Origin of the sequence: Streptomyces sp. YS-3 (genome assembly GCF_045257485.1) — a bacterium.
Lineage (GTDB): Bacteria > Actinomycetota > Actinomycetes > Streptomycetales > Streptomycetaceae > Streptomyces.
Window position 1 is genome coordinate 1 of record NZ_JBJHPC010000101.1, and the last position, 16,664, is coordinate 16,664.

Genomic DNA, 16,664 nt, shown 5'->3' on the forward strand with positions numbered 1-16,664 from the left:
CGTCGCCGACCCCGCCGGGTCCCACCACGAACGGCGCATCCGCAGTTTCCAGCCGCGCCGCAGCCGGGTGACCACCGGCCAGGGCGAGTACCTGGAGCGGCTGTGGCCCCTGTGGGGTCTCGACATCGACGGGCGCGGCACGCTCGACCTCGACGAGATGTTCGGCGGGCTGCCCGTCGTCCTGGAGATCGGCTTCGGGATGGGCGAGGCGACCGCGGAGATGGCCGCCGCCGACCCCGGCACCGGCATCCTCGCCGTCGACGTCCACACCCCCGGCCAGGGCAACCTCCTCGGCCTCGCCGAGCGCGGCGGCCTCAGCAACATCCGGGTCGCCAACGGCGACGCGATCATCCTGCTGCGCGAGATGCTTCCGCCCGAATCGCTGGACGGGCTGCGCGTCTACTTCCCCGACCCCTGGCCCAAGAAGCGCCACCACAAGCGCCGCATCATCCAGCCCGACTTCCTCACGCTGGCCGCGCCCCGGCTCAAGCCCGGCGCCCTGCTGCACTGCGCCACCGACTGGGAGCCGTACGCCGAACAGATGCTGGAGGTGCTGAACGCGCACCCCGCGTTCGACAACACCCAGGCGGACGGCGGCTTCGCGCCCAGGCCCGCGTTCCGGCCACTCACCCGCTTCGAGGGACAGGGCCTGGACAAGGGCCATGTGGTCCACGACCTGCTCTTCACCCGCGCCGTCGAGCTGCCCTCCGCCTGACGGCGAACCCACGCACCGTCGCGGATTGTCCGTACCCCTCGTTAGGGTCGTCTGGTGTCGTCCGAGTCGCTTCCGCAACGCCAGCCGCCCGGCCCGCTCCAGCCGGTCCCGGAGCGCGGCGCCGAGCCGCGGTTCGACGCCGTACCGGAGCGCGCCAAATGGCGCTACCGGCCGCGGCGCGACTTCTGGCGCTCCAGGGCGTTCCGGGCCGGCGCGCTGATCACCCTGCTCGCCCTGTGCGGTCTGGTCATCCTCGCGATCGTGCGGGACCAGACCGGCACCGAGGGGTTCCTGGTGGGGCTCGCGCTCGCCGTGCTGCCGGTGCCGCTGCTGGCCGGCGCGTTCCGCTGGCTCGACCGGGTGGACCCGGGACCCTGGCGCAACCTGCTGTTCGCCTTCGCCTGGGGGGCGTGCGCCGCCGCGCTGGTGGCGATCATCGCCAACTCGTTCGCGACCAAGTGGATAGCCACCGCGACCGCCGACCCGTCCTCCGCCGACCACCTGGGCGCGACCGTGATCGCGCCGGTCGTCGAGGAGAGCGCCAAGGCCGCCGCCGTGCTGCTGCTGTTCCTGTTCCGCAGACGGGACTTCAAGGGGATAGTCGACGGCGTCGTCGTGGCGGGCTTCACCGCGACCGGCTTCGCCTTCACCGAGAACATCCTGTACCTCGGCAACGCCTTCGGCGAGGACCAGGTCAGCCATAGCGCCGGGCTCTCCTCGACGACCGCGGCGACGTTCTTCGTCCGGATCGTGATGTCGCCGTTCGCGCACCCGCTGTTCACGGTCTGCACCGGCATAGGCTTCGGGACCGCGGCGCTCGCGGCCCCCGGCCGGCGTGGGCGCCGGATCGGTCTGCCGGTGCTCGGCCTGCTGTCCGCGATGGGGATGCACGCGCTGTGGAACGGCTCGTCGTCGTTCGGGACGTACGGCTTCTACCTGGTCTACGCCGCGTTCATGGTGCCGGTCTTCGGCCTGCTGACCTGGCTGGCGGTGTGGAGCCGCCAGCGGGAGCTGCGCACCGTCGCGGCGGAGCTGCCCGCGTACGCGGCGGCGGGCTGGCTGGGCCCCGCCGAACCGCTCGCGCTCTCCTCGATGCGGGCCCGCTCGATGGCCCGCGACTTCGCCCACCGCACCTTCGGGGGCAAGCGGGCGGCGCGGACGGTCGCGGAGTACGAGGCGTTCGCGACGGCCCTGGCGTTCCTGCGCCGCCGGGCCCGCCGCTCCGAGGCCGGGCCGGACTTCACCGCCCGCGAGCAGGAGCTGCTGCACCACCTGTGGGCGCGCCGGGAGGTGGCCGGCCCCGCGCTGCTGTACGCGGCGGGCGCGGCGGGCCGCATCTGGATCCCGCAGCAGCCCTACCCGTACGGCCACCAGGCGGCCTCCTACGGAAACCAGCACCCGTACGGGCAGGGCCAGGTCCCGTACGCCCAGGGCCAGCTTCCGTACGGGCAGCGCCAGACCGCCTACGGCAACCAGGCCCCGTACGGCCAAGGCCAGGCCCCGTACGGGAACCAGCCCCCGTACGGCTACGGCCAGGCCCAGGCCCCCTCCCCCTACGACCCCTACCGGCGCTGAGCCCTACGCCGAGGCGGTCTTCAGCTCGCTGAGCTCGGCGTCCGTGAGCTCCAGGTCCGCGACCGCGAGGAGCGCGGGCAACTGCTCGACGGTCCGGGCCGAGGCGATCGGGGCGACCACGGTCGGCTGCGCGGCGAGCCAGGCGAGCGCCACGCTCGCGGGCTCGGCGCCGTGCGCCCGCGCGACGCGTTCGAGCGCGGCCAGCACCTTCACGCCCCGCTCGGTGTCCAGGTGCTTGGCGGCGCCCCCGGCCCGCGGGCTGTCCACGACCTGGCCGGGGCGGTACTTGCCGGTGAGGAAGCCGGCGGCGAGCGAGAAGTACGGGACGGCGGCCAGGCCCGAGCGGCCGGCGGTGTCCTGGAGCGTGCCCTCGTAGGTGCCGCGCGAGACCAGGTTGTAGTGCGGCTGGAGGGCGACGTACTTGGTCAGGCCCTCGCGGTCGGAGAAGTCCAGCGAGTCCTGGAGCCGCTCGGGAGAGATGTTGGAGGCGGCCACCGCACGCACCTTGCCCTCCTGCACCAGCTGGTCGAGGGCGGTGACGATCTCCTCGACGGGGACGGACTCGTCGTCGAAGTGCGTGTAGTACAGGTCGATGTAGTCGGTGCCGAGGCGGCGCAGCGACTCCTCGGCGGCGGCCTTGATGGTGGGGGCCGCGAGGCCCTTGAACGCGGGGTGCCCGCCGCCCTTGGTCGCGAGCACGACGTCCTCGCGGTTGCCGCGCGCCGCCAGCCACCGGCCGATGATCCGCTCGGACTCGCCGCCCTCGTTGCCCGGCGCCCACGCGGAGTACACGTCGGCGGTGTCCACGAAGTTGCCGCCCGCCTCGGTGTACGCGTCGAGCACCGCGAACGAGGCGGCCTCGTCGGCGGTCCAGCCGAAGACGTTGCCGCCCAGGGCGAGCGGGAAGACGGACAGGTCGGAGGAGCCTAGCGGGCGCAGAGAGGTCATGGAGGGTGAACGGAGCGGCGGGGCACGGCTATTCCGTACCCCCGGAACCCCCGGGACCCCCGGACCGCCCGCGGGTCAGGGGTTCAGGCCCTTGGACCGCAGCCACGTCATGGGGTCGACGCCGGTGCCGCCCGGGGTGTGCACCTCCAGGTGCAGATGCGGGCCCGTCACGTTGCCGGTGGCGCCGACGCGGCCGATCGTCTCGCCCGTCGTCACCTTCTGCCCGGCGCTGACCGCGATGGAGGACTGGTGGCAGTACCAGAGCTCCGAGCCGTCCTCCAGCTCGATGACCGTGCGGTAGCCGTACGAGCCGGACCAGCCCGCGGACTTGACCGTGCCGCCGTGGACCGCCTTGAGGGGGGTGCCGGTGGGGGCGGCGAAGTCGAGGCCGGTGTGGTGGCCGGAGGACCACATCGAGCCGGCCTCGCCGAAGGTGGAGGTGATCGTGTACGAGGCGACCGGGAGCGAGTAGCTCTTGGCGAGCTCGGCCAGCCGCTCCTCCTCGGCCTTCTTCGCGGCGGCCTCCTCGGCGGCCTTCTTCGCCGCCGCGGCCTTCTGCTGGGCGGCGCTCTGCGCGGACTTCGCCTCGGCCGCAGCCTGCTGCGCCGCGGTCTTCTCGGCGGTTGCCCTCGCCTCGGCCTCGGCGTTGTTCTGCTGCTGCTCGGCCTGCTGGAGGATGCGGGCGCGCAGGGCCTCACCGGCGCCGGTGGCGCCCTGTTCGGCGGCGGCCCGGGAGACGCCCGCCATGGTGAGGAACGCGTCGGCGACGGATCTGTCGGCCCGGGCGGCCGGGGAGGCGTCGCCGGTGTCGTCACCGGTGTCGTCGCCCGCGATGTCGGCGATCAGTGCGCCGACGCCCGGCAGGGACTTCACATCGGGGAGATTGTCCGCGACGGAGTCGGGCAGGGATATGGAGACCGGCGGTTTGGTCTGCGCACTGGCCATGCCGCCCGCGCCGACGGCCGCGATGACGCCGACGCCGAGGACGGTGGAGCTGCGGGCGAGGCCGCCGCGCTGCTTGATGACGCGGTGCCGGCCGCGCACCGAGGACACGGACTCCTCCGTGGGGTTCCACTCCTCCCACACCTCGGTGTCGCTGGGCGCGGTCCCGTACGGGGTGACGGGGGGAAGCGGCGGGGTGCCGAGGGCAGGCTCGTTGGACGCCACGGGGGCGCTCCTTTCCTTCCTTCTCGCCTACCGGGTTAGCGGTGGGGGTCCCCCCTGCTCCTTGAGAGCTTGGGGGAGGGTTCGGAGCAGGAAGGTCTCCTACGGGCACTTTTCGACGGTGCGAAGGTGCTCGATTCACCCCAAGGTGGTGGTTCCCCGGTTCCCTTGCGGAATTCGGCGCGTGCGCACGGTGCCGCCTCTACGACGGCTGGGACGACCGCGCTGCGTTATCGAACGTTAATAGACAGGCGGACCGGATTCCAAGCCGTTCCCGGCAATCGCCGGGAACAGCTGCTGATGGTGCGTCAATTTCTGTGCGCAGGGACGCCGTTCGGCTACGGACGGTCACGGCACCACCGGCATCGTCCGCCACCGCTCCGGCTGCCCCGCCGCGGGCCGCCCGACCGCCAGCAGCGCCATGTCGTCGTTCGCGCCCCCGCCCGTATGTCTGCGCACATCGTCGACGAGCGCGTCCAGGACCTGTTCCGGCCCCGGGAAGATCCGGCCGCGCAGCCGCTCGTGCGGGTCGTAGAAGACCCCGGGCGGCGCCACCGAACGCGCCTCGGTTAGGCCGTCGGTGTAGAGGAGCAGCGTCGCCCCGAGCGGGAACGGGTAGGTGTCCGCCCGGTCCGGCCACACCCCGAGCTCCGCCATCCCCAGCGGCAGCGCGGGGTCGGACGGGGTGAGCGCGTCGAGCGCCCCGTCGGCGTGGAGGAGCAGCGGTTCGGGGTGGCCCCGGTTCACCAGCCGTACGGTCGTGGCGTCGTGCGGGATCTCGGCGAGCACGGCCGTGGTGAACCCCTCGACGGCGTCCAGACCGTCGCGCCGGGTGCCTTCCCGGGTCAGCGCGCGCTCCAGCCGCCCGGCCACCGCCTCCAGCGTCGTCTCCTGCTCGGCCGCCTCCCGGAACGCCCCGATCACCACGGCCACCGTCTCGACCGCCTCAAGGCCCTTGCCCCGGACGTCCCCGACGACCAGGCGCACCCCGTACGGCGTGTCCTGGACGGCGAAGAGGTCCCCGCCGATGAACGCTCCGGCCTGGGCCGCCTCGTACCGCGCGGCCACCTGGAGGCCGCCGATCCGCGCGGCGGGCGTGGGCAGCACGGCGCGCTGGGCGGTCTCCGCGATGACCCGCGCCGAGGCCAGGCGTTCGCCGCTGCGGCGCAGCATGCGGTTGGTGAGCAGGGCCAGGGCGCCGACGGTGGTGACGGTGAACAGTTCACTGACCGCCTCCCCGGTGCTGGGGATGTCGTGGAGGTACTCGGTGAGCAGCACCGCCCCGACCGCGGAGGTGCCCGCGACGGCGGTGCCGAAGGGGCCGAAGAAGGGGGCCGCGGTCAGCGGGGCCGCGGCGAACAGGGCCGCCGCGGTCAGATCGGGCGGGGTCGCCACGTCGAGGACGACCCCGGCGACGAGCAGCAGCGCGGGCAGGGCGCGCACCAGGGCCGGGCGCCGGGAACCCGCCCGGCCGCCGCCGTCCGATCGCTGCCGCACCCGTGCTCTCCCGCCCGTCCGCAGGGCCGCCGGCGTTCCCGCGCGCCCCACTCAGGGTGCCGGGCCCGGCGGCCCGCCGCGAACGCTCCTCGGCCAACCGGGTGCGCGCCGCGCCCCTCAGTGCCGGTCGGCGCCCGTCGCGATCAGCCGCGCCCGGCATCGGCGGGGCCCGGGCCGGCCGTGGACGCAGGCGCCCCGGGCGTGGCGCCGGGCCGCCGGACCGCCGGGCACGGCGGCGGCGACGCCCTTGGCGTGCGAGGGCGCGGAGATCCAGGGCGCGACGGGTGACAGGGGCCGCGACAGCGGCAGGGACAGACACATCAGGAGCGCGCACAGGGTGAGGAACAGCGGCACGGCGGGCGCCCTGCGCCGCGTCGCCGCTCGCAGCAGTCCACCCACACGCTCGCGCATAGCAACCGCGAGACTACTGTAAGTACACCCAGCGGCGGGAGGTCCCGATAAGCCCGGGAAATGCCGAAGGCCCGGCACATTCGCATGTGCCGGGCCCTGGGACTTCAGTAGCGGGGACAGGATTTGAACCTGCGACCTCTGGGTTATGAGCCCAGCGAGCTACCGAGCTGCTCCACCCCGCGTCGGTAAACACAACTGTACGGCATGCCGGACGGTGCTCCGTACCGCTTTACGGACGGCGCCGCGCTCAGGCCGACCAGTGGCCCCGGGAGGCGGCCAGCACGAAGCCCGGGCCGAAGCCGATGATCAGGCCGGACTGCCGGTCGCCGGGGGCCTGCGCGAAGGTGCGGGCCAGCACGTCGAGGACGGCCGAGCCGCCCAGGTTCCCGTTGGCGGCCAGGCTCGCCCAGGCGTGCCGCAGGGCGCCGTGTTCGCGGTCGCCGTCCAGGCCGAACCCGGCGGCGGCGTCCTGGAGGACCCGGGGGCCGCCGGGGTGGACGACCGCGAACTCCAGGGCCCTGCCGCTGCCGCCGAGCCAGGTGCGTACCGCCGGGAGGCTGTCGTTGAGCGCGGCGGTGGCGGCGGTGGTGGAGTCGAAGTGCAGTCCGGCCCCCGAGAGACGGCCCCGGTAGCGGTCGAGGCTGTCGGGCAGGACGTACTCGAAGGTGTCCTCGATGACGAAGCTGGGCCCGCTCCAGGCGGGGGTGTCCGAGACGACGACCGCGCCCGAGCCGTCCCCGAAGAGCACCTTGTAGATCATCGACTCCCGGCTGGTGTCGGTGTGGTTGTACGTGGCGGTCGACAGGCACTCCGCGACGACGACCAGGACGTGCGAGCCCGGGTGGGCGGCGATGTCCTGGTCCGCCCTGACCAGCCCGTGCGCGCCGCCCGCGCAGCCGACGGTCGCCATGGGGACACGGCGTACGTCCGGGCGCAGGCCGAGTTCCCGGACGAGGGCGACGTCGAGGGACGGCACGGTCCAGGAGGTGGTGTGGCTGGTGATCAGGCAGTCGATGTCGCCGGGGGCGAGGCCGGCGTGGGCGAGGGCCTGCCGTCCGGAGCGGACCGCGAGTGCCAGGGCGTCCTCGTAAGCCGCTCTGTTCCGCTCCTCGACAGTGGCATTTCCGGCCACGGTCGGGGCGTGCAGCGGGCGGGTGAAACGACGGGTGCGGACGGTGGTCGCGCGGGCTATCCGAAGGTGCGCCTCCAGCCGGGGCCGATCGGGGTTGGCACGCCGAATGTCCGCGCAGATCTCATCCGTTGCGATGACGTGGTCCGGCAGGGCGACGGCGGGGAGGGCTATGTGAGCGGGCACGGGCGGGCTCCCTCAAAGGACCGGCGGGCGGGAGCTCAACTTAACTGAGGCGGCTGGAATTCGTTCCTGGGAATGTGTACGGAGCTCAGCCGGAAGGAGTCGTTCCGAGGGGGCTCCGCCGGTCGGTCACGCCGGTCGCGCGCTCAGCTCGTCAGCGGCGCGCTCAGCACCGGATGGCGGCTCACGAGCGAGGCGCCCGGGGAGTAGAGGAGCAGCATCACCCGGGCCCCCGGCGAGGTGACCGGCTCGGCCACACAGGTGGTGACCCAGCCGGGGCCGTACCGGCTGTGGCGGATGGGCCGTTCCGAGCCGTCCGGGTACGGGATCGGGGTGTCCCCGGCCTCCCGGTAGAGCGGACCCGCGACCGGGTCGGCCTGCACCTCGGCCTCCAGGCGCCGCAGCTCCGCGTGGTTGGGCCGCATCTCCACACCGTGCCGCAGCTGCGGCAGCACCATCGGCGCCCAGCGGTCCGCCCAGTCGGTGAGGACGTCCTCGCGCGCCCGCGGGTCGAGGGTCATCCACCGCATGGTGTTGGCGGGGACCTCACCGCCCGGGAAGAGCTCGGCGAACTCAGCGTTGTGGGCGAGCAGGTTCCAGGCGGCGTCGGTGATGTACGCCATCGCCCCGTCGATCTGCTCGACGACCCGCTGCCAGACGCCCGGCACCGACATCCCGGAGTCGCGGTGCAGGGTGTACGGCGGGTACTCGCGCCGGGTCAGGCGCCAAAGGTACGTCCACTCCTGCTCGTTGAGGCGCAGGGCGCGCGCCACGTTCGTCAGGAACTCGGCGGTGGGGTTGAGTTGCCCGTTCTCGAACCGGTTGTAGGTGCCCGGGGTGCGCTCCAGCAGGAGGTCCATCTGCTCCTGGCTGAGCCCGGCGACCCGTCGCCCCGGCCCCGCCTGGCGCGGCGGGAACCCGGCGGACTCCGGGTGGATGGCGGCGCGCCGCTCCTGGAGGAGCGTCTTGAGGGACATACGGTCACGGGCGGCGAGCGGCGGCAAGGCGGGACCTTCGTTCACGGGGGGACGGGGACGAACGGCTGTCGCGGCGGCGGAACGAACGAGGGGCGGGGCCGCCCGGGAGGCCTGTCGCGTGCGACCTGATGCGACGTGACGAGACCGGATGCTCTGACGTGTGGCGGCGCTCTCCTGTCCCCGGGGCCGAATGTTGATGGCTGGATCATTATCTGCAATTCGGCCCCCTGGAAAGGGGGCGGGGTGCCCCTCCACACTGTTGCGCACGAAGCCCCTACGGGTCTCGTGCGTATCGACCCAGGTGAAAGCGGTTGCTCGGTGTTCTTCACGGGACGCCGCTCACCAGGGGCGCGGCGGCTGTCCCTGTGCCGCGGGGACGACCGGCGTACGCATACCCAGGACAGCGGCCGGTGTCGACAATCGCCAATTCGTCGCGTCCTCGACACCGGCCGCCCGCGGCGCGCCGGAGAGCAGCATTCCCCCGTCTCCGGCCAGCCCCGGCATGCGGGCCGGGGTTGAGACGGCCGACGCCGTGGAGCCCGCCCCAGGGCGGCCCCACGGCGCCGGCCGTGTGCGTGCGGGGGCCCGAGGCCGACCCGGCCCCCAACTACCCGCCGAACGCCGCCGACCCCGAACCGAGCCCGGCCACCGGGCGTCCGGACACAGCACAGCGCCCCGCCCGGAGAACCCGGGCGGGGCGCTGGAGCGCAGGTCAGCGAGGTTACCCCCGCCCCTGCTGCCGGTAGGCCATGTCGGACTCGAACCGACAACCAACGGATTAAAAGTCCCGACAAGATCATGCCGGACGGTTCCGGCCGCTCCCTCGACGTCCTGTTTCGCCTGGTCAGTGAGGGTCGGCCCGCTGGTCGGTCCAGGTCAGGATGGCCCATGCTGGCGCGTCCGCTCACGCATCGCTCACGCATGCGGCAGATCTGACCAGCGGATCTCCCGGCATGAATGACGCCAGGGAGCGCCGCCCCGTCCGTTCAGGCGGACACCGCGACGGGGGCCTGCTCCGCGTCGGTGAGGGCGGCGAGGTAGCGCTCGGCGTCCAGGGCAGCAGCGCAGCCGGTGCCGGCTGCGGTGATGGCCTGGCGGTAGGTGCGGTCTACGACGTCTCCGGCGGCGAAGACGCCGGGGATGTTCGTACGGGTCGAGGGGGCCTGGACGCCGAGGTAGCCCTCGTCGTCCATGTCGAGCTGGCCGGTGAACAGCTCGGTACGCGGGTCGTGGCCGATAGCGATGAACAGCCCGGTGACGGGCAGTTCGCTGGTTTCGCCGGTGACCGTGTCGCGCAGGGTGACACCGGAGAGCATGGTCTCGCCGTGGATGGCGGCGATCTCGCTGTTGAACGCGAAGGAGATCTTCGGGTCGGCCTCGGCGCGGGCCTGCATCACCTTGGACGCGCGCAGGGTGTCGCGGCGGTGGACGACGGTGACCGACTTCGTGAAGCGGGTCAGGAAGGTTGCCTCCTCCATGGCGGTGTCGCCGCCGCCGACCACGACGATGTCTCGGTCCCGGAAGAAGAACCCGTCGCAGGTCGCGCACCAGGAGACGCCCTTGCCGGAGAGGCGGTCCTCGTCCGGGAGGCCGAGCTTGCGGTAGCCGGAGCCCGTCGCGATGATCACGGCCTTCGCGCGGTGGACGGTGCCGGAGGAGTCGGTCAGCAGCTTGATGTCGCCGGTGAGGTCGACCTCGACGATGTCGTCGTCGACCATCTCGGCGCCGAACTTCTCGGCCTGGGCCCGCATGTTCTCCATGAGGACCGGGCCGTCGATGCCATCGGGGAAGCCGGGGAAGTTTTCCACCTCGGTGGTGGTGGTCAGTGAGCCGCCGACGAAGATCGAGCTGCCGAACAGCAGGGGCCCCAGCTGGGCGCGGGCGGTATAGAGGGCGGCGGTGTAGCCCGCCGGCCCCGAACCTATGACGATGACCTTACGCACCTCGGAGGCCGTGCCGGCGTTGACGCTCACGCGGATGGCTCCGGGGCGATCTCCGCGATCAGGCCCTCGACCAGCACCTTGATCTCGTCGCGGATCGGGCGGACCGCCTCGACACCCTGGCCCGCCGGGTCTTCCAGCTTCCAGTCGAGGTAGCGCTTGCCGGGGAAGACCGGGCAGGTGTCGCCACAGCCCATGGTGATGCAGACGTCCGACTCCTTGACCGCGTCGACGGTAAGGATCTTCGGGGTCTCGGCGGAGATGTCGATGCCGACCTCGGCCATCGCGGCGACGGCGGCCGGGTTCACTTCCTTGCCCGGGTTGGATCCGGCCGAGCGCACCTCGACACGGCCCCCGGCCAGGTGGGTCAGCCAGGCGGCGGCCATCTGGGAACGGCCGGCGTTGTGGACGCAGACGAACAGCACGGAAGGCTTGTCGGACATCAGAGGTCTCTCTTGTCTCACGTGTCTCGCGACAGGATCAGGCGCGAATGAAGTCAGCACCCGGTGGTGTCAGCCACCACTGATGTGAGAGTATCAGCCCATGATGACGTCAGTCGACACTGAACTGATGCGGGTCCTGGCCGACCCGCTCAGGCTCAAGATCGTGCACCTGCTCGCCCAAGAGACGCTCTGCACCACGCACCTGGTCGAGGAGACCGGCGCCAAGCAGACCAACCTCTCCAACCACCTGAAGGTGCTGCGGGAGGCGGGTGTCGTCGACAGCGAGCCGTGCGGCCGATTCATCTACTACAAGCTGCGCCCCGAGGTACTGGAGGCCCTGACGGGCTCCTTCGCCGAGCTGGCGGCCAGCGCCCGTACGACCGTCGAGACCGGCCGAAAGCGAGCCTGCTGATGACCAGCACCGAACCCACCACGACCGGCAGAACCACCGCCGAAGAGACGGGGGTGGTCGCCAAGCTGTCGATCCTCGACCGCTTCCTCGCCGTCTGGATCCTGCTCGCGATGGGACTCGGCCTCGGCCTGGGCCGCGCCATCCCCGGCCTGAACGACGCCCTCGCCAAGGTCGAGATCGGCGGGATCTCCCTCCCGATCGCGGTCGGTCTGCTGATCATGATGTACCCGGTCCTCGCCAAGGTGCGTTACGACAAGCTCGACGCGGTGACCGGCGACAAAAAGCTCATGGTCTCCTCATTGGTGATCAACTGGGTGCTCGGCCCGGCCGTCATGTTCGCCCTTGCGTGGATCTTCCTGGCCGACCTGCCCGAGTACCGCACCGGCCTGATCATCGTCGGGCTCGCCCGCTGCATCGCCATGGTCATCATCTGGAACGACCTGGCCTGCGGCGACCGTGAGGCGGCAGCCGTGCTCGTGGCCCTCAACTCGGTCTTCCAGGTCCTGGCGTTCGGCCTGCTCGGCTGGTTCTATCTCGACCTGCTGCCCGGCTGGCTCAACCTTGGCAACGGCCAGCACCTGGACATCTCGATGTGGAAGATCGCGCTCAACGTCGTCATCTTCCTCGGCATCCCGCTGCTCGCCGGATTCCTGACCCGCCGCTTCGGCGAGAAGAAGCTGGGCCGCGAGCGCTACGAGGCCAACTTCCTCCCCAAGATTGGCCCTTGGGCGCTCTACGGCCTGCTCTTCACGATCGTCATCCTCTTCGCCCTCCAGGGGAAGACCATCACCTCGCAGCCGCTGGACGTGGCGAGGATCGCGCTGCCCCTGCTGGTGTACTTCGCCATCATGTGGTTCGGCACCTTCGCTCTCGGCAAGGCGATCGGCCTGAACTACGACCGCACCGCCACGCTCGCCTTCACCGCAGCCGGCAACAACTTCGAGCTGGCCATCGCGGTCGCCATCGCCACCTTCGGCGTCACCAGCGGCCAGGCCCTCTCAGGCGTGGTCGGCCCGCTGATCGAAGTCCCGGTCCTGGTCGCCCTCGTGTACGTATCGCTGGCCTGGCGCAAGAAGTTCGCCCCCGCACTCTAGGAGGAGCAGCCCCATGGCGAAGAACGGCAAGGAGCATTCGCAGAGCGTGCCGGAATGGCTGGAGGCCAACCGGCTGGGCGTGGCCATCCTGCTCGGCCTGATCTGTATGGGTGTGGTCTTCCTCGTCGTGCACGAGGCGGTGGTTGCCGTGATCTGCGGGGTGGTCTTCGCCGCCGTGCTGGCCGCGGCTCTGCCCCGGCGCCCCGTCTCGTGACCGCACCGCCTCAGGTGGATGTGGTGGTGATAGGCGGTGGCCAGGCCGGCCTCGCCGCCGGCTACCACCTGCGCCGCCTGGGTATCGAGTTCGTCATTCTCGACTCCCAGGCGGCCCCGGGCGGGGCCTGGCAGCACGCCTGGGACTCTCTTCATCTGTTCTCCCCGGCTGCGTACTCCTCCCTGCCCGGACGGCTCATGCCACCCCAGGAAGGCGAGAACTATCCCGACGCCGCTCATGTCGTGGGCTATCTCGCCGACTATGAGCAGCGGTACGAGCTGCCTGTGCGCCGTCCCGTGCGTGTCCAGGGCGTGCACCGCGACGGCGAGCTCCTGCGGGTGGAGGCAGACTCCGGCACCTGGCGGGCCCGCGCTGTCATCAGTGCCACCGGCACTTGGTGGCGCCCGTTCCTGCCCGCGGTCCCCGGCCGGGAGGTCTTCACCGGCCGGCAGCTGCACACCGTGGAGTACCGCAGCCCTGTCGCCTTCGCAGGGCAGCGCGTCGTCGTGGTGGGCGGCGGTAACTCCGGCGCCCAGATCGCCGCTGACCTCGCCCCGCATGCCGACCTGCTGTGGGTCACCCAGCGCGAACCCCGCTTCCTCGCCGACGACATCGACGGCCGGGCCCTGTTCGACGCGGCCACCGCCCGCCGCCGGGCGCTGGAGCGCGGCCAGGCGGACACCGGAGGCGTCGCCTCACTGGGCGACGTCGTTGCCGTCCCGCCCGTGCGCGCGGCCCGCGACGCCGGGCTCCTCAAGGCCCAGCCCATGTTCACGCGCCTGACGAGCGACGGCGTGGAGTGGGCCGATGGCTCGCGTGCCGCAGTCGACGCGGTCATCTGGTGCACGGGCTTCCGCCCAGCCCTGTCGCATCTGGCGCCGCTGGGGTTGCGCGGTCCGCGCGGCCAGATCCCCACGCACGGGACCCGCGCGGTGGACGAGTCCCGCCTGCACCTGCTCGGCTACGGCGATTGGACCGGCCCAGCCTCCGCGACCCTCATCGGTGTCGGCCGCCCCGCCCGCGACGCGGCGCGCGCAATCGCCGAACAGTTCGGCACCGTACGGCCGTAGGAGGGGCAGCCGTTCAGTCGATGACGGGGCTGCGGCGTTCAAGGAGGACGACATCGCGCCACATGCCGTGGTGGCGGCCGATACGCTCGCGAGTGCCGATCACACGGAAGCCGGCGCGCTGGTGGAGCGCGAGGCTGGCGGTGTTCTCGGGAAAGATCCCGGACTGGATGGTCCACACGCCCGCCGTGTCCGTGGACTCGATCAGGGCATTCAACAGGGCTCGGGCGACGCCCCTTCCGCGGGCCGCGGGGTGGACGTACACCGAATGCTCCACGACGCCCGCGTACGCGCACCGGTCAGAGACCGGGGATACCGCGACCCAGCCCAGCACCTTGCCGTCCTCGCCGAGCGCGGTGAAGCGGTGCGCGGGCAGCTTGGCGGAGTCGAAGGCGGCCCAGTCTGGGGCGGTGGTTTCGAAGGTGGCGTTGCCCTCGTCGATCCCGGCCTGGTAGATCGCCAGGACCTCATCGGCGTGGGCGGCTGTCAGCGGGACGATCACGGGGGTCGGCATCAGCGGGCGGCCGTAGTCAGCAGGGCGCCCATAGCGGCCAGCACCGACGGCTCAACCCGGTAGAACACCCACGTCCCGCGCCGCTCGGAGGACAGCAGGCCCGCCTCCTTCAGCTTCTTCAGGTGGTGGGAGACGGTCGGCTGAGAGACCCCCACGTCGGAGACGTCGCAAACGCATGCCTCGCCGCCCTCGTGCGAGGCGACCGCCGAGAACAGCCGCAGTCGGATCGGGTCGCCGAGCGCCTTGAACATCTTTGCGGTCCGCTCGGCCTCCTCCGCACTCAACGGGCGCTCGTTCAGTGGCGGGCAGCAGGGCACCACCGATGCGTCGGCCTGGTCCAGGACCGGCAGCTCCACCACATCCGAGGCCACACTCAAATTCGACATACGTCAATATTGACATCCTTCGATCCGATGGGGCAAGCTCCTGCATATCGAAGAACGTCGAATCAGAAGATCGACGGAGTCGCTGTCTTAGTCCGCCCCGCCCTGTCTCAGGAGCAATTCAATGAGCGAGAACACCGCCGCCGCCCTGCCCGTCGTGGTCATCGGCGCCGGCCCCATCGGCCTGGCTGCCGCCGCCCACCTGGTCGAGCGCGGCATCGAACCGCTGGTCCTGGAGGCGGGTCCAGCTGCGGGCAGCACGGTGCGCGACTGGTCGCACGTCCGCCTCTTCTCCACCTGGGCCGAGGTCGTCGACCCGGCCGCCGAGAAGTTGCTCGCCCCCACCGGCTGGGTCAAGCCCGACGGTGCCACGTACCCCACCGGCGCCGACTGGGCCGAGCATTACCTCCGGCCCCTCGCCGACGCCCTCGGCGAGCGCGTCCGCTGCGGCGCCCGGGTCACCGGCGTCTCCCGTACCGGACGCGACCGCGTCGTGGACGCCGACCGTGACCAGCAGCCCTTCACGGTCCACATCGAGTACGCCGACGGCGCCGGGGACCGGCTGTTCGCCCGCGCTGTCATCGACGCCTCCGGCACGTGGTCGACGCCCAGCCCGCTCGGCGGCGACGGCCTCCAGGCCCTGGGCGAGAAGGCCGCGGCCGACAAGATCTCCTACCGCGTCCCCAACCTCAAGGACCCGTCCGTGCGGGCCCGTTACGCGGGCAGGCGCACCGCCGTCGTTGGCTCCGGCGCCTCCGCCTTCACCGCTCTGGCCGCCCTCGCCGCGCTGGCGAAGGAGGAGCCTGGCACCCACTCCGTGTGGATCCTGCGCCGCGGCATCAGCGGCTCGACCTTTGGCGGCGGCGAGGCCGACCAGCTCCCCGCGCGCGGCGCTCTGGGCCTGGCCGCCAAGGCCGCTGTCGACGACGGGCTCGCCGACGCGGTGACCGGCTTCCGCACCCAGGCCGTGGAGACGACCGAGGACGGCCGCCTGGTGCTGATGGGCGAGGACGGCCGCCGCCTCGACCCGGTCGACGAGGTCATCGGACTCACCGGCTTCCGCCCCGACCTGTCCTTCGTCGACGAGCTCCGTCTCGCCCTCGATGAGCGCCTCCAGGCCCCGGTCGATCTGGCCCCTCTGATCGACCCCAACGTCCACTCCTGCGGCACCGTCTACCCGCACGGTGCGGGCGAACTGTCCCACCCCGAGACGGACGTCTACCTGGTCGGCATGAAGTCCTACGGCCGCGCCCCCACCTTCCTCGCCATGACCGGCTACGAGCAGGTCCGCTCCATCGCCGCTGCCCTCGCGGGCGACCAGGAAGCCGCTGAACGCGTCGAACTGACCCTCCCCGAGACCGGGGTGTGCGGCGGCGCCGGCCTGTTCGACGAGCCCGACACCGCCCAGGCGGGCCACGGTGGTGGCTGCTGTGCCGCCCCAGCCACCCTCCAGATCGGCGCCGGTGCCCCGGCACCTTCCGGAGGCTGCTGACCAAAGGCGAATAACCGCCGGGCCGACGAGTACGAGCGCGGGGCCGCGACCGGAACGGGGGGCCGGTCGCGGCCTCGCGTCATGCTGCCCCGGCGCTGAACGTCAGGGTGTAGTGCGTTCGGCAAGGAGGAGCGCGAGTGGCCCAGCTGGCAGCAGGAAGCGCCCCTCCTCGGCTGCCTGGATAGCGGTCGGCATGGGCCACCAGGAGAGCTTGAAGTCCTCCTCCGTAGGCGTGAGTTGCTGGGGCCCCAAGGCCAGTTCGCGGGCTTCGAAAAGGTGGACGCGTGCGGTCGAGTCGAGAGTCATCGCGTACGCCCCGAGGGGACGCCAGTGGTCGGCGGTGATGCCGGCTTCCTCGCGCAGTTCGCGCCGGGCGCACTCCTCGGGACTCTCACCGCCTTCCCGGCGCCCACCGGGCAGGAACAGGTACTCGCCGCCGTGACGTGGGAAGTCGGCCGCCAGGATGGCCACTTGGCCGTCGTCATCCCGAGCCACGATCACGGAGG

At 71.9% G+C, this 16,664-nt stretch carries 18 protein-coding genes, 1 tRNA gene and 1 riboswitch; of the genes, 7 read left to right on the top strand and 12 right to left on the bottom strand.

The genetic code is table 11. The annotated features are described in order from the left end of the window. A partial coding sequence (gene trmB, locus ACJA3G_RS11845; protein WP_406552886.1) for a tRNA (guanosine(46)-N7)-methyltransferase TrmB occupies positions 1-715 on the top strand: 715 nt, incomplete at its 5' end. 54 nt (positions 716-769) lie between these two features. Next, positions 770-2,290, top strand: coding sequence for a PrsW family intramembrane metalloprotease (locus ACJA3G_RS11850; RefSeq protein WP_406552887.1), 1,521 nt, complete (start codon positions 770-772; stop codon positions 2,288-2,290). Between the two features lie 3 nt (positions 2,291-2,293). Here the strand turns inward: ACJA3G_RS11850 and ACJA3G_RS11855 are convergent, their stop codons facing one another. The 9 genes from ACJA3G_RS11855 to ACJA3G_RS11895 all read right to left on the bottom strand — a co-directional run bounded on the left by ACJA3G_RS11855 (position 2,294) and on the right by ACJA3G_RS11895 (position 10,982). Next, positions 2,294-3,238: an aldo/keto reductase gene (locus ACJA3G_RS11855; RefSeq protein WP_406552888.1), complete on the bottom strand. Its 945-nt coding sequence runs from the start codon at positions 3,236-3,238 to the stop codon at positions 2,294-2,296. A gap of 75 nt (positions 3,239-3,313) precedes the next feature. Next, positions 3,314-4,405 carry a M23 family metallopeptidase gene (locus tag ACJA3G_RS11860; RefSeq protein ID WP_406552889.1) on the bottom strand — a complete coding sequence of 364 codons (1,092 nt, stop codon included), beginning with the start codon at positions 4,403-4,405 and terminating at the stop codon, positions 3,314-3,316. Between the two features lie 9 nt (positions 4,406-4,414). Beyond that, positions 4,415-4,595: riboswitch (cyclic di-AMP (ydaO/yuaA leader) on the bottom strand. Positions 4,596-4,750: 155 nt separating this feature from the next. Further along, complete coding sequence (locus ACJA3G_RS11865; protein WP_406552890.1) at positions 4,751-5,899, bottom strand: PP2C family protein-serine/threonine phosphatase; 1,149 nt, start codon at positions 5,897-5,899, stop codon at positions 4,751-4,753. Positions 5,900-6,016: 117 nt separating this feature from the next. Continuing rightward, complete coding sequence (locus ACJA3G_RS11870; RefSeq protein ID WP_406552891.1) at positions 6,017-6,310, bottom strand: hypothetical protein; 294 nt, start codon at positions 6,308-6,310, stop codon at positions 6,017-6,019. A 108-nt stretch (positions 6,311-6,418) separates the two neighbouring features. After that, a tRNA-Met gene (locus ACJA3G_RS11875) sits at positions 6,419-6,492 on the bottom strand. Positions 6,493-6,557: 65 nt separating this feature from the next. Beyond that, positions 6,558-7,625 carry a PhlD gene (locus ACJA3G_RS11880; RefSeq protein ID WP_406552892.1) on the bottom strand — a complete coding sequence of 356 codons (1,068 nt, stop codon included), beginning with the start codon at positions 7,623-7,625 and terminating at the stop codon, positions 6,558-6,560. Between the two features lie 143 nt (positions 7,626-7,768). After that, positions 7,769-8,644, bottom strand: coding sequence for a helix-turn-helix domain-containing protein (locus ACJA3G_RS11885; RefSeq protein WP_406552893.1), 876 nt, complete (start codon positions 8,642-8,644; stop codon positions 7,769-7,771). 941 nt (positions 8,645-9,585) lie between these two features. After that, the gene (gene trxB / locus ACJA3G_RS11890; protein ID WP_406552894.1) at positions 9,586-10,572 is read right to left on the bottom strand and encodes a thioredoxin-disulfide reductase; all 987 of its coding nucleotides are present in this window, start codon (positions 10,570-10,572) and stop codon (positions 9,586-9,588) included. Next, entirely contained in the window at positions 10,569-10,982 is a 414-nt protein-coding gene (locus ACJA3G_RS11895; protein ID WP_406552895.1) for an arsenate reductase ArsC, read from the bottom strand. The genes trxB and ACJA3G_RS11895 overlap by 4 nt, the downstream gene beginning before the upstream one ends. Before the next feature lie 100 nt (positions 10,983-11,082). On the opposite strand from ACJA3G_RS11895, the gene ACJA3G_RS11900 reads away from it, so the two are divergent. From ACJA3G_RS11900 to ACJA3G_RS11915, 4 genes are read left to right on the top strand one after another with little or no spacing between them, the layout of a single operon-like run. After that, positions 11,083-11,394 carry an ArsR/SmtB family transcription factor gene (locus ACJA3G_RS11900; protein WP_406552896.1) on the top strand — a complete coding sequence of 104 codons (312 nt, stop codon included), beginning with the start codon at positions 11,083-11,085 and terminating at the stop codon, positions 11,392-11,394. Then, positions 11,394-12,488, top strand: a complete 1,095-nt coding sequence (arsB, locus tag ACJA3G_RS11905) for an ACR3 family arsenite efflux transporter (protein WP_406552897.1) — start codon at positions 11,394-11,396, stop codon at positions 12,486-12,488. The genes ACJA3G_RS11900 and arsB overlap by 1 nt, the downstream gene beginning before the upstream one ends. 13 nt (positions 12,489-12,501) lie before the next feature. Further along, positions 12,502-12,702 carry a hypothetical protein gene (locus ACJA3G_RS11910; RefSeq protein ID WP_406552898.1) on the top strand — a complete coding sequence of 67 codons (201 nt, stop codon included), beginning with the start codon at positions 12,502-12,504 and terminating at the stop codon, positions 12,700-12,702. Next, positions 12,699-13,772, top strand: coding sequence for an ArsO family NAD(P)H-dependent flavin-containing monooxygenase (locus ACJA3G_RS11915; RefSeq protein WP_406552899.1), 1,074 nt, complete (start codon positions 12,699-12,701; stop codon positions 13,770-13,772). Before ACJA3G_RS11910 ends, ACJA3G_RS11915 begins: the two co-directional genes overlap by 4 nt. Before the next feature lie 13 nt (positions 13,773-13,785). Here the strand turns inward: ACJA3G_RS11915 and ACJA3G_RS11920 are convergent, their stop codons facing one another. Continuing rightward, the gene (locus ACJA3G_RS11920; protein ID WP_406552900.1) at positions 13,786-14,283 is read right to left on the bottom strand and encodes a GNAT family N-acetyltransferase; all 498 of its coding nucleotides are present in this window, start codon (positions 14,281-14,283) and stop codon (positions 13,786-13,788) included. Further along, positions 14,283-14,669, bottom strand: a complete 387-nt coding sequence (locus tag ACJA3G_RS11925) for an ArsR/SmtB family transcription factor (protein ID WP_406552901.1) — start codon at positions 14,667-14,669, stop codon at positions 14,283-14,285. The genes ACJA3G_RS11920 and ACJA3G_RS11925 overlap by 1 nt, the downstream gene beginning before the upstream one ends. 121 nt (positions 14,670-14,790) lie before the next feature. Between ACJA3G_RS11925 and ACJA3G_RS11930 the strand changes: the two genes are divergently transcribed. Then, the gene (locus ACJA3G_RS11930; RefSeq protein ID WP_406552902.1) at positions 14,791-16,158 is read left to right on the top strand and encodes an FAD-dependent oxidoreductase; all 1,368 of its coding nucleotides are present in this window, start codon (positions 14,791-14,793) and stop codon (positions 16,156-16,158) included. 102 nt (positions 16,159-16,260) lie between these two features. Here the strand turns inward: ACJA3G_RS11930 and ACJA3G_RS11935 are convergent. Then, positions 16,261-16,664 (bottom strand): NUDIX hydrolase (locus ACJA3G_RS11935; RefSeq protein ID WP_406552903.1); only part of this gene is annotated, 404 nt, incomplete at its 5' end.